This is a genomic window from Parazoarcus communis, assembly GCF_003111665.1.
Taxonomy (GTDB): Bacteria; Pseudomonadota; Gammaproteobacteria; order Burkholderiales; family Rhodocyclaceae; genus Parazoarcus; species Parazoarcus communis_B.
Genome location: NZ_CP022188.1, coordinates 4,483,959 through 4,509,114, shown reverse-complemented (window position 1 = coordinate 4,509,114; position 25,156 = coordinate 4,483,959). Strand labels below are relative to the sequence as shown.

At 60.5% G+C, this 25,156-nt stretch carries 15 protein-coding genes, 3 tRNA genes and 3 rRNA genes; 14 read left to right on the top strand and 7 right to left on the bottom strand.

Features of this window, described 5'->3' with window-relative positions; all coding sequences use genetic code 11:
• The first annotated feature begins 5 nt into the window (after positions 1-5).
• Positions 6-1,052, top strand: coding sequence for a tRNA epoxyqueuosine(34) reductase QueG (gene queG / locus CEW87_RS20505; protein ID WP_108975992.1), 1,047 nt, complete (start codon positions 6-8; stop codon positions 1,050-1,052).
• Positions 1,053-1,125: 73 nt separating this feature from the next.
• On the opposite strand, the gene CEW87_RS22520 is transcribed toward queG, so the two are convergent.
• Positions 1,126-1,362, bottom strand: a complete 237-nt coding sequence (locus CEW87_RS22520) for a hypothetical protein (RefSeq protein ID WP_159098223.1) — start codon at positions 1,360-1,362, stop codon at positions 1,126-1,128.
• Between the two features lie 82 nt (positions 1,363-1,444).
• On the opposite strand from CEW87_RS22520, the gene CEW87_RS20500 reads away from it, so the two are divergent.
• The 5 genes from CEW87_RS20500 (at position 1,445) to rrf (ending at position 6,675) form a co-directional block, all read left to right on the top strand.
• Positions 1,445-2,982, top strand: a 16S ribosomal RNA gene (locus CEW87_RS20500).
• A gap of 70 nt (positions 2,983-3,052) precedes the next feature.
• A tRNA-Ile gene (locus tag CEW87_RS20495) sits at positions 3,053-3,129 on the top strand.
• Between the two features lie 27 nt (positions 3,130-3,156).
• Positions 3,157-3,232 (top strand) — tRNA-Ala (locus tag CEW87_RS20490).
• Positions 3,233-3,548: 316 nt separating this feature from the next.
• A 23S ribosomal RNA gene (locus CEW87_RS20485) occupies positions 3,549-6,436 on the top strand.
• Between the two features lie 125 nt (positions 6,437-6,561).
• A 5S ribosomal RNA gene (gene rrf / locus CEW87_RS20480) occupies positions 6,562-6,675 on the top strand.
• The 16S, 23S and 5S rRNA genes sit together here with 2 tRNA genes alongside, the layout of an rRNA operon.
• A gap of 477 nt (positions 6,676-7,152) precedes the next feature.
• On the opposite strand, the gene lpdA is transcribed toward rrf, so the two are convergent.
• From lpdA to CEW87_RS20460, 4 genes are all read right to left on the bottom strand, one after another.
• Positions 7,153-8,943, bottom strand: a complete 1,791-nt coding sequence (gene lpdA, locus CEW87_RS20475; protein WP_108975990.1) for a dihydrolipoyl dehydrogenase — start codon at positions 8,941-8,943, stop codon at positions 7,153-7,155.
• A gap of 12 nt (positions 8,944-8,955) precedes the next feature.
• The gene (gene aceF, locus CEW87_RS20470) at positions 8,956-10,575 is read right to left on the bottom strand and encodes a dihydrolipoyllysine-residue acetyltransferase (protein WP_108975988.1); all 1,620 of its coding nucleotides are present in this window, start codon (positions 10,573-10,575) and stop codon (positions 8,956-8,958) included.
• Positions 10,576-10,595: 20 nt separating this feature from the next.
• On the bottom strand, positions 10,596-13,274 hold the full coding sequence (aceE, locus tag CEW87_RS20465; protein ID WP_108975986.1) for a pyruvate dehydrogenase (acetyl-transferring), homodimeric type: 2,679 nt from the start codon (positions 13,272-13,274) through the stop codon (positions 10,596-10,598).
• A gap of 375 nt (positions 13,275-13,649) precedes the next feature.
• Positions 13,650-14,819, bottom strand: a complete 1,170-nt coding sequence (locus CEW87_RS20460; protein ID WP_234421599.1) for an ABC transporter substrate-binding protein — start codon at positions 14,817-14,819, stop codon at positions 13,650-13,652.
• A gap of 244 nt (positions 14,820-15,063) precedes the next feature.
• On the opposite strand from CEW87_RS20460, the gene CEW87_RS20455 reads away from it, so the two are divergent.
• The 8 genes from CEW87_RS20455 to CEW87_RS20420 all read left to right on the top strand — a co-directional run bounded on the left by CEW87_RS20455 (position 15,064) and on the right by CEW87_RS20420 (position 24,075).
• A complete protein-coding gene (locus CEW87_RS20455) occupies positions 15,064-17,775 on the top strand; it encodes a PAS domain S-box protein (protein WP_108975982.1) in 2,712 nt (903 codons plus the stop codon).
• Complete coding sequence (locus CEW87_RS20450; protein WP_108975980.1) at positions 17,750-18,388, top strand: response regulator transcription factor; 639 nt, start codon at positions 17,750-17,752, stop codon at positions 18,386-18,388. The genes CEW87_RS20455 and CEW87_RS20450 overlap by 26 nt, the downstream gene beginning before the upstream one ends.
• Before the next feature lie 75 nt (positions 18,389-18,463).
• Positions 18,464-20,209: a potassium/proton antiporter gene (locus CEW87_RS20445; protein WP_108975978.1), complete on the top strand. Its 1,746-nt coding sequence runs from the start codon at positions 18,464-18,466 to the stop codon at positions 20,207-20,209.
• A 116-nt stretch (positions 20,210-20,325) separates the two neighbouring features.
• Entirely contained in the window at positions 20,326-21,189 is an 864-nt protein-coding gene (folD, locus tag CEW87_RS20440; protein WP_108975976.1) for a bifunctional methylenetetrahydrofolate dehydrogenase/methenyltetrahydrofolate cyclohydrolase FolD, read from the top strand.
• A 17-nt stretch (positions 21,190-21,206) separates the two neighbouring features.
• Positions 21,207-21,698 (top strand): 5-(carboxyamino)imidazole ribonucleotide mutase, encoded by a 492-nt coding sequence (purE, locus tag CEW87_RS20435; protein ID WP_108975974.1) that lies wholly within the window; start codon positions 21,207-21,209, stop codon positions 21,696-21,698.
• Positions 21,699-21,710: 12 nt separating this feature from the next.
• Positions 21,711-22,877, top strand: a complete 1,167-nt coding sequence (locus tag CEW87_RS20430; RefSeq protein WP_108975972.1) for a 5-(carboxyamino)imidazole ribonucleotide synthase — start codon at positions 21,711-21,713, stop codon at positions 22,875-22,877.
• A complete protein-coding gene (locus CEW87_RS20425) occupies positions 22,874-23,950 on the top strand; it encodes an L-threonylcarbamoyladenylate synthase (protein WP_108975970.1) in 1,077 nt (358 codons plus the stop codon). Before CEW87_RS20430 ends, CEW87_RS20425 begins: the two co-directional genes overlap by 4 nt.
• A 49-nt stretch (positions 23,951-23,999) precedes the next feature.
• Positions 24,000-24,075: transfer RNA gene (locus CEW87_RS20420), tRNA-Ala, on the top strand.
• Positions 24,076-24,250: 175 nt separating this feature from the next.
• Here the strand turns inward: CEW87_RS20420 and CEW87_RS20415 are convergent.
• Both CEW87_RS20415 and CEW87_RS20410 read right to left on the bottom strand, forming a co-directional pair.
• Positions 24,251-24,685, bottom strand: coding sequence for an HD domain-containing protein (locus CEW87_RS20415; protein WP_199917077.1), 435 nt, complete (start codon positions 24,683-24,685; stop codon positions 24,251-24,253).
• Between the two features lie 130 nt (positions 24,686-24,815).
• Complete coding sequence (locus CEW87_RS20410; RefSeq protein ID WP_108975968.1) at positions 24,816-25,082, bottom strand: hypothetical protein; 267 nt, start codon at positions 25,080-25,082, stop codon at positions 24,816-24,818.
• Between the last annotated feature and the right edge of the window lie 74 nt (positions 25,083-25,156).

Sequence of the window (25,156 nt, the reverse complement as noted above, 5' to 3'; positions counted from 1 at the left end):
AGGACATGGCGGCCTTGGCTGAACATGTCCGGTTGTGGGCGCGCGAGCTCGGGTTTGGTGCCATCACCGTGGCGGACACCGGTCTCGAATCGGCTGAGCCTGGGCTGGAGCGCTGGCTCGAAGCCGGATTTCATGGCGAGATGCATTATATGGCGCGCCACGGGCTGAAGCGGGCGCGCCCGGCAGAGCTTCTGCCGGGAACGTTGCGTGTCATCTCGGTGCGCATGGATTACTGGCCGGATGCCACGCCGGCAGAGGCGGTTCTGAGTGATCCGACGCTTGCCTATGTTTCGCGCTATGCCTTGGGCCGGGACTATCACAAGGTGATGCGCTCGCGCCTGCAGAAGCTCGCTGACAGAATCGTTGGCGCCTCTCCGTCCGCCTACCGGGTATTTGTTGATTCAGCGCCAGTGCTCGAAGTGGAGTTGGGTGCGAAGAGTGGTCTCGGGTGGCGAGGCAAGCACACCTTATTAATAGACAGGTCGCTCGGGTCGTTCTTCTTTCTTGGTGAGATCTTCACTGACCTGCCCTTGCCAGTGGATGAGCCGGTGAGTGCGCACTGCGGGACTTGCGTCGCCTGTATCGATGCCTGCCCTACCGGGGCAATCGTTGCGCCTTTCCGGCTTGATGCGCGACGCTGCATCTCCTATCTGACGATCGAGTTGCACGGATCCATCCCTGAGCCGTTTCGTCCGCTCATCGGCAACCGCATATATGGATGCGACGACTGTCAGCTCGTCTGCCCTTGGAACCGGTTCGCCAGGCGGGCTGTAGAAAGTGACTTCGAGGTGCGGAACGGTCTCGACAGTGCATCGCTCGTAGAGCTCTTCGGGTGGACCGAAGAAGCGTTCGGGCGCCTGACTGCAGGAAGTCCGATTCACCGCATCGGTCACGAACGATGGTTGCGCAACATTGCGGTGGCACTTGGAAACGGCCCTGGTACTCCCGAAGTCGTGGCTGCGCTCAAGGCGAGGGCAGATCATCCTTCAGAGATTGTGCGTGAGCATGTCGCCTGGGCGCTGAGGCACCATCAGAAGGGCGCCGAGGCGTGAATTGGGCTTCGTTTCGATAATCTGAAATTTAGGTGTTGACGAACTTTCTGAGGTGTCTATAATGCGCACCTCTTCACCGCGAAACGCAGTTAGCGAAACGGGGTGATGGCAGGAAAGCGGTTGTTTTTGCAGGTGTTTTTGAGGCGGATTTCTGTTTTAGTTGTTTCGGTGGTTTTGAAATAAAACCAAAACAGGGGTTGACGAGATAAGTTAAGTTGATCATAATCTCGCTTCTCTGCTGCAGGAACTGCAGCGGTTCTTTAAAAAATTGAACAATCGATAAGTGTGGGTGCTTGATCGCTGTGGCCATGAAACTGCTTAGGCAGTTTTGAGTTTCACAAAGATTAGGTGCTCATATGTCAGTAAAATGATTTTGAGTACTTTGTAGGATTAAACTTAAGAGTTTGATCCTGGCTCAGATTGAACGCTGGCGGCATGCTTTACACATGCAAGTCGAACGGCAGCGGGGGTGCTTGCACCTGCCGGCGAGTGGCGAACGGGTGAGTAATGCATCGGAACATGCCCAGTCATGGGGGATAACTACGCGAAAGCGTAGCTAATACCGCATACGCCCTGAGGGGGAAAGTGGGGGATCTTAGGACCTCACGTGATTGGAGTGGCCGATGTCAGATTAGCTAGTTGGTGGGGTAAAGGCTCACCAAGGCGACGATCTGTAGCGGGTCTGAGAGGATGATCCGCCACACTGGGACTGAGACACGGCCCAGACTCCTACGGGAGGCAGCAGTGGGGAATTTTGGACAATGGGCGCAAGCCTGATCCAGCCATGCCGCGTGAGTGAAGAAGGCCTTCGGGTTGTAAAGCTCTTTCGCAAGGGAAGAAAACGGCAAGGCTAATATCCTTGTCGGATGACGGTACCTTGACAAGAAGCACCGGCTAACTACGTGCCAGCAGCCGCGGTAATACGTAGGGTGCGAGCGTTAATCGGAATTACTGGGCGTAAAGCGTGCGCAGGCGGTTTTGTAAGACAGATGTGAAATCCCCGGGCTTAACCTGGGAACTGCGTTTGTGACTGCAAGGCTAGAGTACGGCAGAGGGGGGTGGAATTCCACGTGTAGCAGTGAAATGCGTAGATATGTGGAGGAACACCGATGGCGAAGGCAGCCCCCTGGGCCTGTACTGACGCTCATGCACGAAAGCGTGGGGAGCAAACAGGATTAGATACCCTGGTAGTCCACGCCCTAAACGATGTCAACTAGTTGTTCGGAGAGGTAACTTTCTGAGTAACGCAGCTAACGCGTGAAGTTGACCGCCTGGGGAGTACGGCCGCAAGGTTAAAACTCAAAGGAATTGACGGGGACCCGCACAAGCGGTGGATGATGTGGATTAATTCGATGCAACGCGAAAAACCTTACCTACCCTTGACATGTCTGGAACTTGTGAGAGATCACTTGGTGCCTTCGGGAGCCAGAACACAGGTGCTGCATGGCTGTCGTCAGCTCGTGTCGTGAGATGTTGGGTTAAGTCCCGCAACGAGCGCAACCCTTGTCATTAGTTGCCATCATTTAGTTGGGCACTCTAATGAGACTGCCGGTGACAAACCGGAGGAAGGTGGGGATGACGTCAAGTCCTCATGGCCCTTATGGGTAGGGCTTCACACGTCATACAATGGTCGGTACAGAGGGTTGCCAAGCCGCGAGGTGGAGCTAATCTCTTAAAGCCGATCGTAGTCCGGATCGTAGTCTGCAACTCGACTACGTGAAGTCGGAATCGCTAGTAATCGCAGATCAGCATGCTGCGGTGAATACGTTCCCGGGTCTTGTACACACCGCCCGTCACACCATGGGAGTGGGTTTCACCAGAAGTAGGTAGCTTAACCTTCGGGGGGGCGCTTACCACGGTGAGATTCATGACTGGGGTGAAGTCGTAACAAGGTAGCCGTATCGGAAGGTGCGGCTGGATCACCTCCTTTCAAGAGAAAGGTCGCAGTGGTCAAGTATCCACAACTTATCGGTTGTTCAAGCGAAGAGCCTCGAGTGTGAGGGTCTGTAGCTCAGCTGGTTAGAGCACCGTCTTGATAAGGCGGGGGTCGTTGGTTCGAACCCAACCAGACCCACCAAACTATCGAAGGTGCGTTGGTCAGAATGGGGCTTTAGCTCAGCTGGGAGAGCGGCGGCTTTGCAAGCCGTAGGTCGTCGGTTCGATCCCGACAAGCTCCACCAGTATCTGATGCAAACCAGACGCTAGTCAGACAGTAGTCAGACACACAACGAGGTTCGAGAAGTCAGTCATGCATGGCCAGGAAAGATTCTGGTGTTTATGCCTGACTTCTCGGGAAGGTCAAACTTCTCGATTGGCTCGCTCTTTAACAAAGTGGAAGAAGTATATATATGTGCAGCGTATCAGTAGATGCGTTGCACGGGTAGCGTGATTGCATTGAATCTCGCGTGCTGTGTCAGCGGCGCGACGAGGTTCGCACAAACGAGTTCGACCTGTGACCGGATCTTTGGGCGAAAGTCTGAGGGTCTAAGGTTATAGGATCAAGCGACTAAGTGCATGTGGTGGATGCCTTGGCGATCACAGGCGATGAAGGACGTGCAAGCCTGCGAAAAGCGGGGGGGAGCTGGCAATGGAGCTTTGATCCCCCGATATCCGAATGGGGAAACCCACTCCGCAAGGAGTATCCCGTACTGAATACATAGGTACGTGGAGGCGAACGCAGCGAACTGAAACATCTAAGTAGCTGCAGGAACAGAAATCAACCGAGATTCCGTAAGTAGTGGCGAGCGAACACGGAACAGCCTGCACGACTAAACCATCTAATTAGCAGAACGGTCTGGAAAGTCCGGCAACACAGGGTGATAGCCCCGTATGTGAAAATTAGGTGGCGGGTCTGAGCGTGCGACAAGTAGGGCGGGACACGAGAAATCCTGTCTGAAGATGGGGGGACCATCCTCCAAGGCTAAATACTCGTGATCGACCGATAGTGAACTAGTACCGTGAGGGAAAGGCGAAAAGAACCCCGGGAGGGGAGTGAAATAGATCCTGAAACCGCATGCATACAAACAGTGGGAGCCTCCTTGTGGGGTGACTGCGTACCTTTTGTATAATGGGTCAGCGACTTACGTTCAGTGGCGAGCTTAACCGAATAGGGGAGGCGTAGCGAAAGCGAGTCTGATAAGGGCGACATAGTCTCTGGGCGTAGACCCGAAACCGGATGATCTATCCATGGCCAGGATGAAGGTGCGGTAACACGCACTGGAGGTCCGAACCCACTAATGTTGAAAAATTAGGGGATGAGCTGTGGATAGGGGTGAAAGGCTAAACAAATCCGGAAATAGCTGGTTCTCCCCGAAAACTATTTAGGTAGTGCGTCGTACGGACACTTGCGGGGGTAGAGCACTGTAATCGTTGGGGGGGTCAATGCGATCTACCCCGCGATAGCAAACTCCGAATACCGCAAAGTGATATACGGCAGACAGACAGCGGGTGCTAACGTCCGTTGTCAAGAGGGAAACAACCCAGACCGCCAGCTAAGGTCCCAAATGCATGGCTAAGTGGCAAACGAAGTGGGAAGGCACAGACAGCTAGGAGGTTGGCTTAGAAGCAGCCACCCTTTAAAGAAAGCGTAATAGCTCACTAGTCGAGTCGTCCTGCGCGGAAGATGTAACGGGGCTCAAGCCATGAACCGAAGCTGCGGATGTGTCTTATGACACGTGGTAGGGGAGCGTTCCGTAAGCCTGCGAAGGTGTCTCGAGAGGGATGCTGGAGGTATCGGAAGTGCGAATGCTGACATGAGTAGCGATAAAGGGTGTGAAAAGCACCCTCGCCGAAAGCCCAAGGTTTCCTGCGCAACGTTCATCGGCGCAGGGTGAGTCGGCCCCTAAGGCGAGGCAGAAATGCGTAGTCGATGGGAAACAGGTCAATATTCCTGTACCGGTTCTAGATGCGATGGGGGGACGGAGAAGGTTAGGCCAGCCGGGTGTTGGAAGTCCTGGTTTAAGCGTGTAGGAGTACCCCGTAGGCAAATCCGCGGGGATTATCTGAGGCGTGATGACGAGTCTCCTTGTGAGACGAAGTGGTTGATACCCTGCTTCCAGGAAAAGCCTCTAAGCTTCAGTCTAGAATCGACCGTACCGCAAACCGACACAGGTGGGCAGGTTGAAAATACCAAGGCGCTTGAGAGAACTCAGGAGAAGGAACTCGGCAAATTGATACCGTAACTTCGGGAGAAGGTATGCCCCGGTAGCTTGTAGGAGTACATCCGAAGGGCGAAGGGGCCGCAGAGAATCGGTGGCTGCGACTGTTTATTAAAAACACAGCACTCTGCAAACACGAAAGTGGACGTATAGGGTGTGACGCCTGCCCGGTGCCGGAAGGTTAAGTGATGGGGTGCAAGCTCTTGATCGAAGCCCCGGTAAACGGCGGCCGTAACTATAACGGTCCTAAGGTAGCGAAATTCCTTGTCGGGTAAGTTCCGACCTGCACGAATGGCGTAACGATGGCCACACTGTCTCCTCCTGAGACTCAGCGAAGTTGAAATGTTTGTGAAGATGCAATCTACCCGCGGCTAGACGGAAAGACCCCATGAACCTTTACTGTAGCTTTGCATTGGACTTTGACGGGACTTGTGTAGGATAGGTGGGAGGCTTTGAAGCGGGGACGCTAGTTCTCGTGGAGCCAACCTTGAAATACCACCCTGGTGTCGTTGAGGTTCTAACCCAGGCCCGTGAATCCGGGTCGGGAACAGTGCATGGTGGGCAGTTTGACTGGGGCGGTCTCCTCCCAAAAGGTAACGGAGGAGTTCGAAGGTCTCCTAGGTACGGTCGGACATCGTACTGATAGTGCAATGGCAAAAGGAGGCTTGACTGCGAGACCGACAAGTCGAGCAGGTGCGAAAGCAGGACATAGTGATCCGGTGGTTCTGTATGGAAGGGCCATCGCTCAACGGATAAAAGGTACTCTGGGGATAACAGGCTGATTCCGCCCAAGAGTTCACATCGACGGCGGAGTTTGGCACCTCGATGTCGGCTCATCACATCCTGGGGCTGTAGCCGGTCCCAAGGGTATGGCTGTTCGCCATTTAAAGTGGTACGTGAGCTGGGTTTAAAACGTCGTGAGACAGTTTGGTCCCTATCTGCCGTGGGCGCTGGAAGTTTGAGTGGACCTGCTCCTAGTACGAGAGGACCGGAGTGGACGCACCTCTGGTGTACCGGTTGTGACGCCAGTCGCATCGCCGGGTAGCTAAGTGCGGAAGAGATAACCGCTGAAAGCATCTAAGCGGGAAACTCGCCTCAAGATGAGACTTCCCTGGGGCCTAGAGCCCCCTGAAGGGTCGTGGAAGACCACCACGTTGATAGGTCGGGTGTGGAAGCGCAGTAATGCGTTAAGCTAACCGATACTAATTGCCCGTGAGGCTTGATCCTATAACCTTACAAAACAGTCGATACTCGTTGTTGGACGAAGCAAATTCGCCCAACCATCGACGCAATCACAACACCCATATACTTCTTCCCGCTTTGGCCTGCAAATCGCAGGTGACAAGTCATAGTCTGACGACCATAGCGTCTTGGTCCCACCCCTTCCCATCCCGAACAGGACCGTGAAACAAGATCGCGCCGATGATAGTGAGATTCGTTCTCGTGAAAGTAGGTCATCGTCAGACTAACCCTACGCTTAACCCCGCTGAGATAATCCTCAGCGGGGTTTTTGCTGTCTACGGCTGCCATCGCTGCAACGCGATAAACGAATCGCTCTGATTGAGTAGACGGTCCTGCATTGCGACACCGAACCGCTGTTCAAACTCCACTGACGAGAATTGAGCGGAAACCGTGTAGGCGCGGAGAATTGTAGAAAAGCGCGCTGTAATAGAAGGCATACCTCGTCCCGCGCATTTCGCGCTGGGGCCTGCAGTCCGACGCTTGATGGCGCTCCCGCATTAGCAACAGAAAGAAGCTCTCGGCGACGTTGTCGTGCAGCCGCGGTGTCTGCTCGGTGCGTGAGCCGAAGTTCCTCCAGGCCTTTCTTTGCGAAGAAGCGGCATTCCCAGTCCGACTGATACCTCTCTCGGAAATCGAACCAAAAAAATGGCGACCCGCAGGCCGCCATTCTCGGTTTCACCGTTATTTACTGTCCGACGCGGTCACTTCTTGCGCATCGGTGGTAGGTCGGTGCAGCTTCCGTGCGCCACTTCGGCTGCCATGCCCACCGTTTCGCCCAGTGTCGGGTGAGGGTGGATGGTCTTGCCGATGTCGACCGCGTCGGCGCCCATCTCGATTGCCAGGCACACTTCGCCGATCATGTCGCCGGCGCTCGGGCCGACAATCGTACCGCCGATCACGCGATGGGATTCGGCGTCGAAGATCAGCTTGGTGAAGCCGTAGTCGGCACCGTTGGCGATCGCGCGTCCGCTCGCTGCCCACGGGAACTTGGCGGTTTCGACCTTCTTGCCTTCGGCCTTGGCCTGGGCTTCGGTGTATCCGACCCATGCGACTTCAGGATGGGTGTACGCGACGCCGGGAATCACGGTGGCATCAAAGGCTGACTTGTGACCTGCCGCGACCTCTGCGGCGACGTGAGCCTCATGTACTGCCTTGTGAGCAAGCATGGGCTGACCGACGATGTCGCCGATGGCGAAGATATGCGGCACGTTGGTACGCATCTGCGCATCGACTGGAATGAAACCGCGCTCGCCAACGATAACGCCCGCCTTGTCAGCAGCAATCTTCTTGCCGTTGGGTGAGCGGCCGGCCGATTGCAGGATCATGTCGTACTTGACGGGCTCAGTCGGTGCGCCTTCGCCTTCAAAGGTGACATACAGGCCGTCATCCTTCGCTTCTACGCCGACCGTCTTGGTCTTCAGCATGACCTTGTCGAAGCGATGGGCGTTCTGCTTGTCCCATACCTTGACTGCGTCGCGATCCGGCCCCTGCATCAGGCCGTCGAGCATCTCGACCACATCGATGCGGCTACCCAGCGAGGAGTACACCGTGGCCATCTCGAGGCCAATGATGCCCCCGCCGATGACCAGCATCTTCTCGGGTACCTGCCGAAGTTCCAGTGCTCCGGTGGAGTCGACGATGCGCGGGTCGCGCGGGATGAAGGGCAGGTGCACTGCTGCTGAACCGGCGGCAATGATGCACTGCTTGAAACGGATGATCTTCTTGTCGCCGGTCTTGTCCTGAGCCGTGCCGGTGGTGACTTCGACTTCGACGTGATTGGGGTCGAGGAAGCTGCCGTAGCCGCGCACGATCTCGACCTTGCGCGCCTTGGCCATGCCGGCGAGACCGCCGGTCAGCTTGCCGATCACGCCATCCTTGTGCTTGCGCAGCGCGTCGACGTCGACCGTGGGCTTGGCAAAGCTGATGCCAGCGGTGCTGACGTGCGAGGCCTCATCCATGACTTCGGCAACATGCAGCAGTGCCTTGGAGGGGATGCAGCCGACGTTCAGGCATACACCACCCAGACTCGGGTAGCGCTCGACGATGACGGTCTTCAGGCCGAGATCTGCCGCACGGAAGGCTGCGGAGTAACCACCAGGGCCGGCGCCGAGGACGAGCATGTCGCACTCGATGTCGGCCGTGCCGCCATGACTGGCCGCAGCCGGAGCGGCGGACGGTGCTGCCGCAGGTGCGGCGGCCGGGGCCGGTGCTGCAGGGGCTTGCGCTGCAGCCGGTGCAGCGGCGCTTGCGCCGGCCGTCTCGACTTTCAACAGCACCGCGCCTTCGCCGACCTTGTCGCCGAGCGCGACGAGTACTTCCTTGACCACGCCAGCCACCTCGGATGGCACGTCCATCGTGGCCTTGTCCGACTCAAGCGTGCAGATGGCGTCGTCGACCTGGATGCTGTCGCCGACTTTGACGAACAGTTCGATGACCGGAACGGTATCGAAGTCGCCAATGTCAGGGACCTTTACTTCAACGATTTGACTCATGACGTGGCCCCCTTACAGCATGACCCGACGGAAGTCGGCCAGCATTTGTGCGAGATAGACGTTGAAACGGGTTGCCAGCGCGCCGTCGATGACACGGTGGTCGGCCGTCAGCGACATCGGCAGGGTGAGGCGCGGCACGAACTGCTTGCCGTCCCAAACCGGCTTCATCGCCGATTTGTTCACGCCGAGGATGGCGACTTCGGGCGCATTGACGATGGGCGCGAAGTAAGTCCCGCCAATGCCTCCCAGCGACGAGATGGTGAAGCACGCACCGGACATGTCCGCCGGGCCGAGCTTGCCATCGCGTGCCTTTTTGGCCAGTGCGCCGGTTTCGGCAGCGATCTCGAACACGCTCTTCTTGTCGGCTTCCTTAACAACCGGCACGACCAGCCCGTTCGGCGTATCGGCCGCGAAGGCGATGTTGAAGTATTTCTTGTACACCAGGTTGTCGCCGTCGAGACTGGTGTTGAACTCCGGGAATTCCTGCAGCGCGCGGACCGAGGCCTTGATGATGAAGGCGAGCATGGTGAGCTTCTTGCCGGACTTCTCGTATTCCTTGTTCATCTGCACACGGAAGGCTTCGAGGTCGGTGATGTCGGCGTCTTCGTGGTAGGTGACCGCAGGAATCATGGCCCAGTTACGGGCCAGGTTCTGACCGGAGATCTTCTTGATGCGTGACATCGGCTTGACTTCGACTTCGCCGAACTTGGCGAAATCGACCTTCGGCCACGGCAACAGGTCAAGTCCGCCGCCCAGGCTGCCGACGGCTGCTGCGGCCGGCGTCTTGCCCGGAACCACGCCGCTGCTCATCGCGCCCTTGATGAAGGCGGTGACGTCTTCTTTCAGGATGCGGTTCTTCGGGCCCGATCCCTTTACGGTCGACAGGTCTACGCCCAGTTCCCGGCTATAGGCGCGAACCGAAGGGCTGGCGTGTACTTTTCCGCCAAGCTTGACTGCGCTTGGGGCGGAGGCTGCAGCAGCAGGCGCCGGCGCTGCAACCGGGGCGGGCGCAGCGGCGGGTGCAGGTGCGGCAGCGGGGGCGGGGGCACTGGCCGCCGGTGCCGGCGCGCTTGCGGCAGCGGCACCGGCCGCTTCCACCTTGATCAGCACGGAGCCTTCGGAGACCTTGTCGCCGAGCTTGACCAGAACCTCCTTGATCACGCCGGCAACCGACGAAGGCACGTCCATCGTTGCCTTGTCGGACTCGAGGGTGGCGATGGCATCGTCGACCTTGATCGTGTCGCCAGCCTTCACGTAGAGCTCGATCACGGGCACTTCGTCGAAATCGCCGATGTCCGGCACCTTCACTTCGACAATGCCGCCACCGGCAGCAGGCGCCGGCGCGGCGGCCGGTGTGGGTGCAGCAGCAGGGGCTGCCGCAGCAGAAGCACCTGCTGCCTCGACCTTGATCATCAGCGTGCCTTGGGACACCTTGTCACCGAGGTTGATCAGCACTTCCTTGACCACGCCGGCCGCCGACGACGGCACATCCATCGTTGCCTTGTCGGATTCCAGCGTTGCGATCGAGTCGTCCACCTTGATGGTGTCGCCGACCTTCACAAACAGTTCAATCACCGGTACATCGGAGAAATCGCCGATATCCGGGACCTTGACTTCAATCAGTTGGCTCATCTTCTTGTCTCCTTCGGCGCTCAGACGGACATCGGGTTCGGCTTGGACGGGTCAAGGTTGTACTTGACCAGTGCGGCCGCGACCTTCTCGCGTTCGATGCTGCCTTCGTCTGCCAGTGCCTTCAATGCAGCCAGCGTGACCCAGTGACGATCCACTTCGAAGAAGTGACGCAGCTTCTCGCGGGTGTCGGAGCGGCCAAAGCCGTCGGTGCCCAGCGTGATGTAGCTGCTCTTCACGAAGGGGCGGATCTGCTCGGCGAACAGTTTGATGTAGTCGGTTGCTGCAACGACCGGGCCCTTGGCGCCAGCCAGCTTCTGCTCTACGTGCGAGAGCTTCGGTGCCTCCAGCGGGTGGAGCAGATTCCAGCGCGCAGCGGCCTGACCGTCGCGGGCCAGTTCGTTGAAGCTCGGGCAGCCCCAGATGTCCGCATCCACGCCCCAGTCGTTCTTGAGCAGATCGGCTGCGGCAATGACTTCGTTGAAGATGGTGCCGGAGCCCAGCAGTTGCACACGCGGGCCATTGCCTTCGGAGCCCTTCCTGAATGCGTACATCCCCTTGATGATGTCGGCTTCGGAGCCCGCCGGCAGTTCCGGGTGCTCGTAGTTCTCGTTCATCACCGTGATGTAGTAGTACACATCTTCCTGCTCGGCGAACATGCGGCGCATGCCGTCCTGCACGATGACTGCCAGCTCGTACTGGAAGGTCGGGTCGTAGCTGACGCAGTTGGGGATGACATTGGCCAGAATCTGGCTGTGGCCGTCTTCGTGCTGCAGGCCTTCGCCGTTCAGCGTGGTGCGACCGGCGGTGCCGCCGATCAGGAAGCCGCGCGAACGCTGGTCGGCAGCCGCCCAGCACATGTCCATGGTGCGCTGCAGGCCGAACATCGAGTAGCAGATGTAGAACGGAACCATCTGCACGCCATGCACCGAGTAGGCGGTGGCTGCGGCGATCCAGTCAGCCATCGAGCCGGCCTCGTTGATACCTTCCTGCAGCACCTGGCCAGTGACCGATTCCTTGTAGAACATCAGCTGGTCATGGTCTTCCGGAACGTACTTCTGACCTTCCTGGTTCCAGATGCCGTACTGGCGGAACATGCCTTCCATACCGAAGGTGCGGCTCTCGTCGGGCACGATCGGCACGATGTTCTTGCCGATCTGCTTGTCCTTGAGCAGGGTGTTCATGATGCGCACCATGATCATGGTGGTCGACAGTTCGCGACCTTCACCGGATGCCTTGAGCAGCGCGGCAAAAGCGTCGAGGCCGGGGACCTGCAGGGCTTCGGCCTTGGTCCGGCGGCTGGGCAGGAAGCCGCCCAGTTCCATGCGGCGTTCGCGCATGTACTTGTACTCGGCCGAGTCCTCGTCGAACTTCAGATAGGGCAGGTCGGCAACTTTGTCGTCGGACACCGGCAGACCAAAGCGATCGCGGAAGCGCTTGATCGACTCAACGTCGAGCTTCTTGGTGTTGTGGGCGATGTTCATCGCCTCGCCGGACTGGCCCAGACCGAAGCCCTTGATGGTCTTCGCCAGGATCAGGGTCGGCTGGCCCTTGTGCTTTACGGCGGCATCGTAGGCGGCAAAGATCTTGAACAGATCGTGACCGCCACGGTTCAGTTGCCACACGTCGTCGTCTGTCCAGTCGGCAACCAGTGCCTTCAGCTCGGGCGTGTTGAAGAAGTGCTCGCGCACATAGGCGCCGTCCTTGGCCTTGAAGGTCTGATATTCGCCGTCGCACAGCTCCATCATGCGCTTCTTGAGGATGCCGGTCTTGTCGCGCTCGAACAGGGTGTCCCAGTGGGTGCCCCACACCAGCTTGATGACGTTCCAGCCTGCGCCGCGGAATTCGCCTTCGAGTTCCTGGATGATCTTGCCGTTGCCGCGCACCGGGCCGTCCAGACGCTGCAGGTTGCAGTTGATGACGAAGATCAGGTTGTCGAGCTTCTCGCGCGCGGCCATGCCGATGGCGCCGAGGGATTCGACTTCGTCAGTCTCGCCGTCGCCGAGGAATGCCCACACCTTGCGCTCTTCGGCCTTCTTGGCGTCGATCAGGCCACGGCTGGCCATGTACTTCGTGAAGCGTGCAGCGTAGATCGCGCACAGGGGGCCGAGGCCCATCGAAACCGTCGGGAACTGCCAGAAATCCGGCATCAGCCACGGGTGCGGATAGGACGAAATGCCGGTGCCGTCGACTTCCTGGCGGTAGCCGTCGAGCTGGCTGTCGGTCAGGCGGCCGAGCATGTAGGCACGGGCGTAGACGCCGGGGACCGAGTGGCCCTGGAAGAAAATCATGTCGCCGCCGGATTCGTGGTCCGTCGCTTTCCAGAAATGCGAAAAGCCCACGTCGTAGAGGGCAGCGGATGAGGCGAATGAGGAGATGTGGCCACCGACGTTGGTGTGCTTGTTGGCACGCACCACCATCGCCATGGCGTTCCAGCGGATGTAGGAGTGAAGCTTGATCTCCATGTCCGGATCGCCCGGATACTTGGGCTGCTGATCGGCCGGAATCGTGTTGATGTACTGGGTGGTTGCGGAGTAGGGCAGGTTGATGCCTTCCTCGCGTGCGCTGTCGATGAGCTTTTCGATCAGGTAATGGGCGCGTTCGGGGCCTTCGTTCTCAATGACTGCGGCGATTGCCTCGAGCCATTCCTGCGTTTCCTGAGTGTCCGGGTCGGGCTGCAGAAGGACGTTGTTTGTTCCCATGGCTTGTCTCCTCATGACTGCTGTTTGGCAGATTCCGCCCATTACGAGCGGTTGCGTTCGTAAATCGTGCGCGCACGAACCGTGGCTCGCTTGCTCAACGTTTCGAACTATAAAACGTTGTTTCGCATCGTGCAATATCTATCTTGAAAACCTCATACGCATTTTTCGCCGCTCAGATCAGAAGCAGGTCCCTCCATGCAAGGTGCCGGGCGGGCGAAACGATGCGTTTCACGAAGGCCGGCGCGCAAAATGAAACAGGGCTCGCGCACTGCTGCGCGAGCCCTGTCGACTGGAACTTACGGAAAAAAATCGGCCGGGGGTGAGGGAGGGAGGGAGAGATCCCCCGGCCGATCGGGAAAGTGGTTGCCAACTGCATCATCTGCGAACCGCTCGCAAACGATCTTCTTCGTATGCAAAGACCACTTTGCCACTGCGCACTTCGCCCATGAAAATCTGACCGGTCGCGGCGATGGTTTCGTGGTTGTTCCTGGAGAACGGTCGTTCGTAGTCCATGATTACGCCCTCCACCCGGGTCTGGAGATTCTCCAGTGCGTCCCGGATACGGTCACCTTCGGTTGTGCCCGCCTGACGAATGGCTGCAGCGAGCAGCAGGGCGGAATCATAACCTTGTGCGGCCGCAGGTGGAACGGGAATTCGTTCTGTCCCGGTCAGAGCCTGCCACGCATCGAGAAATGCCTTGCGCCGCGGTGAGTTCGGCTCCTGAATGAAGGTTTGCGGCATGCGTGCGCCTTCAGCGTTGGGGCCGGCGTTGTCGATGAAGTTCGACATGGCCAGCGTCCAGCTGCCAATCAATGGCACTTGCCACCGCAGGCGCGCCATGCCGTTTGCAATCTGGGCCAGTTCCGGCCCGATGCCATAGGTCAGTATCGCATCCACCCCGGCCTGTTTTGCTCGTATTAGAGCCTGGGTCATGTCTGCCTGACGCAATTGAAAGCGTTCGACCAGATGCGGACGCATCCCGCGCCGGTCGAGCGCGGCCTCGAGATCTTCGCGGCCGAGCACACCGTAGTTCGTGGCGTCGTGAAAGATGGCCACCCGCCGGAAGCCGCGTCGATCGACGGCTTCTTCCACGATCATGGCGGCCTGCAGGGTGTCGTTGGCCGATACCCTGAAGACGTAGTTGTCGACGAACTCGGGTGGATGAAACTGCTTGGTGACCAGTGAGCCGGTTGCCACTGAGGTGATAACCGGAATGCGTGCCAACTGGTAGTAGCGCTGGCTTGCAAGGGCAACGCCGGTATTGACGATGCCGAGGCCGGCAACCACGCCTTCCTTGTTAATCAACTCCTGTACGACATTCGCTCCGCGCTCGTTGCGCGCCTCGTCGTCGCGTTCGACCAGTTCAACCGGGCGGCCGAGCAGGCCACCCGCGGCGTTGATCTCCGCGACTGCAATCCGGATGCCTTCGCGCATCGAGATCCCCATCGGGCTCGACCCGCCGGTGAAGGGGCCGGAGACGCCAATCTTGATCGGGCTGTTCGCGACGGCAGGCTGCTGTGCCCCGGCAGCGAGCGTCATGAGCATGGCGGCGACTGCGACAAGCAGTTGTTTGAAAATCGTGCATAGGGGCATTCACGCATTGTGTGTCGATGCGCAATGACAAAAAATTGGCGGAAACCCCAAGCAGCAATTTCTTTCTGCTTCGTTGCTAGGGGTAATACCCGATGCCGCATGCCCGGGCCGCACAGCAACAATGGGTCAGCCGGCACCTGCCGGGGTGCCATGTTATTCCTCCATCCTCAGCCAAGCGGTACCCTTCCCCCGCATCATGACCGAAACCGACGATCCCTCTCAGTTCGAACCAAGTCGTTGGTACTGGACCGCGCCATATATAGCGATGGTCGTATTCGCCCTGTCGATGCTGGCGCTGGTCGGCCTGCTGCAGACGCGCGAGCTTGAGACCCAGCGCAATGCGGTGGCGCGCGACGTGCAGTGGGCCGAGCAGACGATGCGTCTGCACATGCAGGGCACGGAAGAGTTTCTGGGGCAGCTTGCGCGAGACCTGTCGGCGGAGGCTCTCGACTCGGATGCGTTCCAGCTCAGGGCCAACCAGCACATTGCCAATAATGGCGAGCTGGTCAATATCGTCTGGGTGGGTGATGACAGCGTTGTGCGCTGGTCTGCCCCTTTCGATACGACCGACTGGCTGTCGGGCGAGTCGCTGTCGGTGCTTCAGTCCGGCGTATTTCATCGTGCCCGCGACGAAGGCCGCATCACCTACGGCGAGGCCTACATGACGCCGCGCGGGGTGACGGTGCTTGAGGTGTACGTGCCGATCCGGAGGGGGCGCGAGTTTCGTGGCGTCATCGTCGGCGTGTACTCGATCGAGCGCATCGTCCGCCACCTGGTGCCCGGCTGGTTTGCCGAGAAGTACCGCCTCGCGCTGCAGAACGTGCGTGGCGAAACCCTCGCGGTCAATTCCATGCTCAAGGATCTCGATGAAAGCGTCGCCTTCGAGATTCCGCTCGATCCGCCCGGAAACGGCCTGGTCCTGCGCGCAACGGCCTTTCGCACCACTGGCGAACTGCCCCAGTCGCTGCCGACAATCCTGATCGTCGGGCTGTCGATCACCGTGTTCTGGAGCCTGTGGATGCTGCGTACCCATGTGCAGCGTCGGGTTCAGGTTGAGAAGGAGCGCGACCGCCTGTTCAATCTGTCGCTCGACATGCTGTGCGTGGTCGGGCTGGACGGTACGTTCAAGCGCTGCAATCCGGCCTTCGAACGCATTCTTGGTTATCCGCCGGCCGAGCTGCCCGGTACGCCGATGCTCGACATCGTCCATCGCGAGGAGGTTGCGGCCACCCTTGAGCAGTTGCGCCTGCTTGCGTCCGGACAGACGGTGAAATACGAGAATCGCTGTCTGTGCGCCGATGGCAGCTACAAGTGGCTGGTGTGGAGCATCAACCCGGTCCGGACCGAGAAGCTGGTGTACGCGGTGGCGCACGACATTACCGGGCGCAAGGCCGCCGAAGAGGCGCTGCGCGCCGAGTCCGCCTTCCGCAAGGCGATGGAGGATTCAGTCATCACCGGCCTGCGCGCCATCGATCTCACCGGACGCATCATGTATGTGAACTCCGCCTTCTGTCGCATGGTGGGGTTCGAAGAGGGTGAGCTGATCGGTGCCAAGGCGCCGTTCCCGTACTGGCCGTCGGAGGAAATCGAGACCTGCTCACGTAACCTTGAGCTGACCCTTGCCGGGCGTGCGCCCGCCAGCGGCTTCGAGATGCGGATCAGGCGCAAGAATGGCGAGCGCCTCGATGCCCGCTTCTATCTGTCGCCGCTGATCGATCTGGCCGGACATCAGACGGGCTGGATGGCCTCGGTGACCGACATCACCGAGCCCAAGCGGGTGCGTGCCGCGCTGGAGGCGGCCCATGAACGTTTCGAGGCCGTGCTCGACGGTCTGGACGCGGCGGTGTTCGTGTCCGACGCACGCACCGACGAGATCCTTTTTGCCAATCGCGCCTTCAAGGCCATTCACGGCTTCGATGCGGTGGGGCGCACCGTGCGCGGCGTGGCGGTGCCGCAGCCGGAGCGTGGCGATTACCGTGTCGACCCGCGCAGCCTGACCGTTGGCGACCTGCCGCGCGAACTCTTCGACGGCGAATTGCAGCACCCCCTTTCGGGGCGCTGGTATCACGTGCGCGAGCACGCTACGCGCTGGGTGGACGGCCGTGTGGTGCGCATGGGGATCGCCACCGACATCACCGACCGCAAACAGACGGCGGAGATCTCGCGGCAGCAGGAAGAGCGCCTCGAACGCACTGCGCGCCTCATCACCATGGGCGAAATGGCTTCAACCCTGGCGCACGAGCTCAATCAGCCGCTGGCCGCGATTGCCAACTACTGCGCGGGCTGCGTCACCCGCATGCAATCAGGCAGCAGCAAGCCCGAGGACCTGCTGGCGGCAATGCAGAAGGCGAGCTTCCAGGCCGAGCGCGCGGGCAAGATCATCCGCCGCATCCGCGAGTTCGTGCGCAAGAGCGAGCCGCGCCGCAGTGCGGTGCACATCTCGGATGTGCTCGACGATGCGATCGGTTTTGCCGAAATCGACTCGCGTCGCCTCGGCATCCGGCTCGAGGTCGAGGTTGCCCCGGATCTGCCGGCGGTGTTCGCCGACCGCATCATGATCGAGCAGGTGGTGCTGAACCTGGTGCGCAACGGGCTCGAGGCCATGAAGGACGTGCTGCCCGAAGAGCGCACCCTGGTAGTCCGGGCGCGCGATTTCGGCCCGCATTCGGTCGAGGTCGCGGTCATTGATCGTGGCCACGGCATCAGCGAAGAGGACCGGGCGAAGCTGTTTACACCGTTCTATACGACCAAGGCCGAAGGCATGGGCATGGGGCTCAATATCTGTCGCTCCATCATCGAGTTTCATGATGGTCGCCTGATTGTCGACGTGAACCCGGAAGGAGGTACCATATTCTCCTTTACCCTGCCCACGGAGGCCGCAAGTGAGCGAGTCGCACGCCGCGCCTGATCAACAGATTTACATCGTCGACGACGACGACGCCTTGCGCGACTCCCTTGTCTGGATGCTCGAGTCCAGCGGTTACGCGGTATCGGCGTTCGAGTCGGCGGAAGAGTTTCTCTCCGCCTATGGCGAACAGATGTCGGGCTGTCTCGTGCTTGACGTGCGCATGCCGGGCATGAGTGGGCTGGAGCTGTTCGAAGAGCTCGGCCGCCGGCGCTGCACGCTGCCGGTCATCTTCATCACCGGTCATGGCGATGTGCCAATGGCGGTATCCGTGCTCAAGAAGGGTGCGGTCGATTTCATCGAGAAACCCTTCGGCGACCAGGACATGCTGCGACTCATCGAGCAGTGTCTGGAGCAGGAGCGCTCGAGCCGCTCGCAGCGCAGGCAGGAAGCGGATACCGCGCGTCGCCTTGAGCACCTCACCCAGCGTGAGCGCGAGGTCCTCGATCTCATCATCGTCGGCAAACTCAACAAGCAGATCGCCGATGTCCTCGGCATCAGCATCAAGACGGTGGAAGTGCACCGCGCCCGTGTCATGGAAAAAATGGGCGCGCATTCGCTGGCCGAACTGGTGCAGAACGTCGTGACCGTGGAGCCGGGCGGCACCTCGCGCTGAACCGTTTGGCGCGGGAACGGACGAAGCAGTGTCAGGTGCATATACTGTGCACCGCCTGCCACCCGCATTTCGTCCATGACCGCCCTCAACGCACTCTTTCTTCTCGCAGGCGTCCTGCTATTCATTAGTGTGCTGGCCAGCACCGTGTCTGCACGTCTTGGCCTGCCCCTGCTGTTGCTGTTTCTTGTTGTCGGCATGCTTGCCGGGGAGGACGGGCCGGGCGGCATTCGCTTCGACGACTTCAGCATGGCCACGCTGGTCGGACACCTTGCCCTCGCCGTGATCCTGCTCGACGGCGGACTGCGCACCCGCATCTCCAGCTTTCGGGTCGCGCTGTGGCCGGCGGCGGTGCTCGCGACCTGGGGGGTTGTCGGCACAGCATTGCTGCTGGGCCTGTTTGCCACCTGGCTGCTCGATGTCGACTGGCGGCTCGGCATGTTGCTGGCCGCGATTGTGGGCTCCACCGATGCTGCAGCCGTGTTTGCGCTGTTGCGCAACAGTGGCGTGCGCCTCAACGAGCGGGTCAAGGCCACGCTCGAGATCGAGTCCGGCGCCAACGATCCGATGGCCATCCTGCTGGTGACCGCGCTGGTGGAAATGTTGCTGATGCCCGAGCAGGCGAGCGCCGGACGGTTTGCCCTCATGCTGGTGTCGCAGCTTGTCATCGGCGGCATGCTCGGCCTCGTCGGCGGACTCGTGCTGGCGCGCCTGCTGGTCAAGCTGAAGCTGGCCGAAGGGCTGTATGCACTCCTGATCGTGTCCGGCGGGCTGATGATCTTTGCCGCCTGCAATCTCATCGACGGCAGCGGCTTCCTCGCGGTCTACATTGCCGGCCTCGTCGTGGGCAACCGCCGCTGTCATGCCACCGAACACGTGCTGCGCGTCATGGACGGGCTGGCGTGGCTGGCTCAGGCCGGCATGTTCCTCGTGCTGGGGCTGCTGGTGACGCCGTCGCAGCTGCTCACGCACGGGCCGCAGGCGCTGCTGATGGCGGTGTTTCTGATGCTCGTTGCCCGCCCGCTGGCCGTGCTGACCGGGCTCTTGCCCTTTCGTTACCGGCCGCGCGAGCTCGCGTACATCTCCTGGGTCGGGCTGCGGGGTGCGGTGCCGATCGTGCTGGCCATCGTGCCGGTGATGATGGGCATCCCCGACTCGCGCCTGCTGTTCGATGTGGCTTTCGCGGTGGTGCTGGTGTCCTTGCTGGTGCAGGGTGCGACCGTGCCGATCGCGGCGCGCTGGCTGAAGGTTGAGGTGCCGGCGCGTGACGAGCCTTTCGATCGGCGTGAGGTCTGGGTCGGCGACAAGGCCTCGCTCGATCTGCTGGAATACCGCGTCGCGGCGGGCTCCCGTGCGGAGGGCGTTCATCCGGACGATATCGCGGCAGCGCACGGCGAGCTGTCGGTACGCTGCGTGTCGCTGGTGCGCCGTGGCCGTTTGCAGGCCTTGCAGCGCGATACGCGCCTGCAGGCGGGCGATGCCGTCTGGTTCGCGGCGGCCGACGCCTACGCCGAGCCCCTTGCCAGCACGTTCAATGCGGGCGCATCCAACGAACTGTCGGCCAACGCGCGCTTTTTCGGAGAGTTCGTGGTCGATCCCGACTGCCCGGCGGTCGACCTTGCCCAGGCCTACGGTTTCGAGATCGAGGCGGGAGAAGCCTCGCTTGCGCTTCGCGACCTGATGCTGCATCGGCTCGGACGACGCGTCGTCGTCGGCGACCGTGTTCGTATCGGCAGTTTTCTGCTTACCGTGCGCGACATGGACGACGCCGGACGTGTGACCCGGATCGGTCTGAAGTGCCCGGATCTGTCAGAGCCCGACTGAGCACCGGCGGGGCGCTTCAGTGCGTTTGCGGGATCGGAATCGGAGCAGATTTCGCCTCGTGCCTCGCAGCACGCGTCGATGCTGCTAAAATTACGAGCTTTTTCGAGGCTCCAGCGATGACCGCTCGCATTATTGATGGCAACGCCCTTTCGGCCCGGGTACGCGGCGAAATTGCCGAACGCGCTGCTGCACTGACCGCGCGCGGTGTGCAACCCTGTCTGGCGGTCATCCTGGTGGGTGAGAACCCCGCTTCCGCAGTGTATGTGCGCAACAAGGTGTCGGCCTGCGAGAAAGCCGGCATCCGCTCGCTGCGGCTCGATTACGCGGCCGATGTCGCGCCGGCCGAGGTCATGGCCAAGCTCGCCGAGCTCAACGCCGATCCCGCTGTGCATGGCATTCTGGTGCAGCTGCCGCTGCCGCCGCAGTTCGACGAAGCCGCCGTGCTCGAAGCGATCAGCGTGACCAAGGACGTCGACGGCTTTCACGCCGAGAACGTTGGCCGCCTGTCGCAGAACCAGGAAGCCTTCCTGCCCTGTACGCCGCACGGCGTGATGAAGATGTTCGAGGCCGAGGGCGTGGCGCTTGCAGGCGCCGAGGCCGTGGTCATTGGTCGTTCCAATATCGTCGGCAAGCCTATGGCGATGCTGCTGACCAACGCCGGTGCAACGGTCACCGTGTGTCACTCGAAAACGCGCGATCTGCTCTTCCATACCCGCCGCGCCGACATCCTGGTGGCGGCCATCGGCAAGCCGCGTTTCGTTACCGGCGACATGATCAAGCCGGGTGCAACGGTAATCGACGTCGGCATCAACCGTCTGCCGGACGGCAAGCTGTGCGGTGACGTCGACTTCGAATCGTCGAAGGATGTTGCCGGTCTCATCACCCCGGTGCCCGGCGGTGTGGGGCCGATGACCATCACCATGCTGCTCGAAAACACCGTGATTTCCGCCGACCGCGCCGCTCGCGCCGCGGGCAAGTAAGTTTCAAGGACAAGATAATGAGTGATATGCAGCCGGTCGTCGGCATCATCATGGGCTCCAACTCCGATTGGCCCACCATGCAGGCTGCTGCACGGATGCTGGAAGAGTTCGGTGTGCCCTTCGAGGCACGGGTTGTCTCCGCCCACCGCACGCCCGATCTCATGTTCGAGTACGCCGAAAGCGCGCGCGGTCGTGGCCTGAAGGCGATCATCGCCGGCGCCGGCGGCGCTGCTCATCTGCCGGGCATGGTTGCCGCCAAGACCACGCTGCCGGTGCTCGGTGTGCCGGTGCAGTCGAAGGCACTGTCGGGCAAGGACTCGCTGCTCTCCATCGTGCAGATGCCCAAGGGCATTCCGGTCGCGACCTTCGCCATTGGTGAAGCAGGCGCAGCCAACGCCGGCCTGTTCGCCATTGCGCTGCTGGCCAACGACGACGCCGCCCTGGCCGAAAAACTCGACGCCTTCCGCGCCCGTCAGACGCAGTCGGTGCTGGACATGAAGCTGGACTGAAAGGCGCACATCATGATTCTTCCGCCCGCCACCCTAGGCATGCTCGGCGGCGGCCAGCTTGGCCGCTTTTTCGTTTCGGCTGCCCATGAAATGGGCTACAAGGTCTGGGTGCTCGACCCGGATCCGCACAGCCCTGCGGGTTTGCTCGCCGATCATCACCTGGTGGCTGCCTACGACGACTATGTGGCACTCGATGCGATGGCCGCAGAATGCGCGGCCGTGACCACCGAGTTCGAGAACGTCCCTGCGGATACGCTGGATTACCTCGCAAAGTTCATCCCCGTACATCCGTCTGCGAGTGCAGTGGCGGTGTGTCAGAACCGTATCGCCGAGAAGTCGTTTCTGGCGGAAAACGAAGTGCCGCACGGCCCCTTCGCCATCATCCGCTGCGAGGACGATCTTCGCGGCGCCGCAGATGCGCTGTTTCCGGCGGTGCTCAAGATTGCCCGCTTCGGCTATGACGGCAAGGGTCAGGCGCGCGTTGCCAGCCGGGACGAGGCGCTTGCCGCATTTCAGCACTTCAAGGGCGAGCCCTGTGTGCTGGAGAAGATGCTCAAGCTCGATTACGAAGTGTCGGTGGTGCTCGCTCGCGACGAGGCCGGCACGGTGTGCTGTTTTGCAGCGGGCGAGAACCGCCATCGCAACGGCATTCTCGACGTCACCGTGGCCCCGGCTCAGGCTTCGCCCTTTGTCACCGAGGCCGTGCAGTTGCGCGCGCAGGACATCGCCGAGCGTCTGGCGGGCAAGCTGGGCTATATCGGCACCCTCGGGGTCGAGTTCTTCGTCTGCGGCGGCGAACTGTTTGTAAACGAGATGGCGCCACGCCCGCACAACAGCGGCCACCACACCATCGACGCTTGTGACGCCAGCCAGTACGAACAGCAGGTGAGGGCGCTGTGCGGTCTGCCGCTCGCCCGTCCGCGTCAGCATTCGATTGCGGTGATGGTCAATCTGCTTGGCGAACTCTGGTACGAGGACTTCAAAGGTCACGGCAGCTATCGTGAGCCCGACTGGCCTGTGCTGCATGCCGTGCCCGGCCTGCGCCTGCATCTGTACGGCAAGCACCATGCACGTCCCGGTCGCAAGATGGGGCACTTCACCGTGACCGGCGACAATGGCGATCAGGTGCTCGCGCTCGCGCTGCAGGCCCGTGCAGCCATCGGCATCAGCGACGAATGAGCGCGCCGAACGCCGCGCCTGCCCCGGCGCGTGGCCTTATCGAGCCGCCCACCCTCACCGCCATTCAGCGCGCGGCCGATTTGCTGCGTGCAGGCGACATCGTCGGCATGCCGACCGAAACCGTCTACGGGCTGGGGGCGGATGCGCTCAACCCTGAAGCGGTGGCAAGGATTTTTGCGGCAAAGGGGCGCCCGGCCGATCATCCGCTGATCGTTCATCTGCCCGATGCCAGCCACATGACGCGTTGGGCCTCGAGCATTCCGAAAGAAGCGATTGCGCTGGCCCGCGCGTTCTGGCCCGGCCCGCTCACCCTCATCCTGAAACGCGAAGCCGGCGTGCCGGACGAGGTGACGGGTGGTCAGGATACGGTTGGTCTGCGTGTGCCCTCGCATTCGATCGCGATCGCGCTGCTGCAGGTCTTCGACTCCGGCATTGCTGCGCCAAGCGCCAACCGTTTCGGTCGCATCAGTCCGACCACGGCCGCCCATGTTCAGGAAGAACTCGGCGACAAGGTGGCGATGGTGCTCGACGGCGGCGCCTGTGCAGTGGGCATTGAGTCCACCATTCTCGACTTCTCGCGCGACACACCCGAGATCCTGCGCCCCGGCGCGATCACCGCAGACGACATTGCACGCATCATTGGCCGTCGGCCGCGCGTGCGTGGTGAGGCCGATGCAGGCAGTGCCGCTGCGCAGAAGGCCGGGCCCGATGAAAATACGCCGCGCGTGTCAGGTGCCCTCGCTGCACACTACGCACCGGCAACTCCGCTCAAAATGCTGGCCGCTGCGCAACTCATCGAAGAGGCCGCAACCCTGGCAGGTGAGGGCAGTCGCGTAGCCGTGCTGGCCCACACCGTCGCTGATCCGCATGATGCCCGGTTCATCTGGCATGCAGCGTCGGCTGATGTGGCCGCCTACGGGCACGATCTCTATGCCAGTCTGCGCGAACTCGACGCCAGTGGTGCAGACTTCATCCTGCTCGAAGCGCTGCCGGCGGACGACGCCTGGCGAGCCATCGCCGACCGCCTCGGCCGCGCTGTCGTCGGCTCGGGTGCTGACCAGGATGAAACCTGACGCCGAGGCTTCCATTCAAGCGGGTGTGTTCATATAATAATCGCTCGATGGGCCGATAGCTCAGCTGGGAGAGCGCCGCGTTCGCAATGCGGAGGTCGTGAGTTCGATCCTCATTCGGTCCACCACGAACAAGTCCGGGATGTTCCGGAGAAAGCCGGGAAAGCAACTGAAAACAGTGCTTCCCGGTTTTATTCGTTCACGGCAGCCTGACTTTCGCTAGGTATTGCTGCGTGCTGCTCGCGCTGTCGCTGTGCTCCCGTGATACGTCGGTATGCAGCAGTCTTTCAGCAGGACCAAGCCTTAGTTCGAAGTCGCGCTGAGCAGCAGGGCGCGGACGCTTTCATACTCCTTCAGTCTCGCAAAGTCCTTTTCCGTCGGGTTCTCGATCCGGCTCAGATCCATGTTTTCAGTGTTGTCGGCGAGCTTGACTGTGCGTGCGACAGAATCAACCGCGGCCCTCGACGCCGCCTCCAGACGAGTTTCTCCGGGTAGCTTGGTCAGTGCCGCAACGGCGGTCAGAATGGCTTGTGAAAAGCCTTCCTGCGCGAGTGCTTCAAGGGTGACGTGCGTGTCTTCGACAACGTCATGAAGCACTGCAGCGATCCGCTCTTCGTCGGTGCGGACCCTGAGCATGACCCGCAAGGGGTGGAGGATGTAAGGCTGTCCTGCCTTATCGACCTGTCCAGTGTGAGCTTCAGCAGCAAGGGCGATTGCGCGTTCAAGTGTTGCCATCATTTTACGGGTGCCTTGTAATTAGATTGATTGAATATAAATAAGCCTGTTAGCGGTCAGGTGTCGGCACGACTTGTGCAAGATGGTGATTTCATGACGTTCAATCACGCAGGTTCTGTGGCGCATGGCTTGGCTATGTTCCCATTGGCCGGTGCGAATCGGCAGACTCCATGATGATTTCCCGATAGCAGCGTTCAAGATCACCGTCGGCAAAGGCGTCGTCGAAGAACGAGTCAATCATGACTGCCCGAAATGCCTCAAAGCTGAGGCTTGCAGCAGGAATGTCTGCTATCGCATCTGCGATCCTGTCGTATTCGTCCACCATGTCCTCGCAAACATTGCATCCTGTATGCGCGGGATCGTGCCGGTAGAGAATTTCGCTGATGGGTCTGGCGTTCATGTGGTTTCCGGGGCGGTAGCGTCAGATCCTGATGAATGGCGAACACATGGCCATTAACGAGGCTCACTGGTTGG

What these genes read in the sequence shown, in the direction of transcription:
- purE (WP_108975974.1), top strand. Translation starts at nt 21,207, where the DNA reads ATGAGTGATATGCAGCCGGTCGTCGGCATCATCATGGGCTCCAACTCC.
- CEW87_RS20460 (WP_234421599.1), bottom strand. Translation starts at nt 14,819, where the DNA reads ATGCTCATGACGCTCGCTGCCGGGGCACAGCAGCCTGCCGTCGCGAAC.
- CEW87_RS20445 (WP_108975978.1), top strand. Translation starts at nt 18,464, where the DNA reads ATGACCGCCCTCAACGCACTCTTTCTTCTCGCAGGCGTCCTGCTATTC.
- lpdA (WP_108975990.1), bottom strand. Translation starts at nt 8,943, where the DNA reads ATGAGTCAAATCGTTGAAGTAAAGGTCCCTGACATTGGCGACTTCGAT.
- queG (WP_108975992.1), top strand. Translation starts at nt 6, where the DNA reads ATGGCGGCCTTGGCTGAACATGTCCGGTTGTGGGCGCGCGAGCTCGGG.
- CEW87_RS20410 (WP_108975968.1), bottom strand. Translation starts at nt 25,082, where the DNA reads ATGAACGCCAGACCCATCAGCGAAATTCTCTACCGGCACGATCCCGCG.
- CEW87_RS20430 (WP_108975972.1), top strand. Translation starts at nt 21,711, where the DNA reads ATGATTCTTCCGCCCGCCACCCTAGGCATGCTCGGCGGCGGCCAGCTT.
- aceF (WP_108975988.1), bottom strand. Translation starts at nt 10,575, where the DNA reads ATGAGCCAACTGATTGAAGTCAAGGTCCCGGATATCGGCGATTTCTCC.
- aceE (WP_108975986.1), bottom strand. Translation starts at nt 13,274, where the DNA reads ATGGGAACAAACAACGTCCTTCTGCAGCCCGACCCGGACACTCAGGAA.
- CEW87_RS20425 (WP_108975970.1), top strand. Translation starts at nt 22,874, where the DNA reads ATGAGCGCGCCGAACGCCGCGCCTGCCCCGGCGCGTGGCCTTATCGAG.
- CEW87_RS22520 (WP_159098223.1), bottom strand. Translation starts at nt 1,362, where the DNA reads ATGGCCACAGCGATCAAGCACCCACACTTATCGATTGTTCAATTTTTT.
- CEW87_RS20455 (WP_108975982.1), top strand. Translation starts at nt 15,064, where the DNA reads ATGACCGAAACCGACGATCCCTCTCAGTTCGAACCAAGTCGTTGGTAC.
- CEW87_RS20415 (WP_199917077.1), bottom strand. Translation starts at nt 24,685, where the DNA reads ATGATGGCAACACTTGAACGCGCAATCGCCCTTGCTGCTGAAGCTCAC.
- folD (WP_108975976.1), top strand. Translation starts at nt 20,326, where the DNA reads ATGACCGCTCGCATTATTGATGGCAACGCCCTTTCGGCCCGGGTACGC.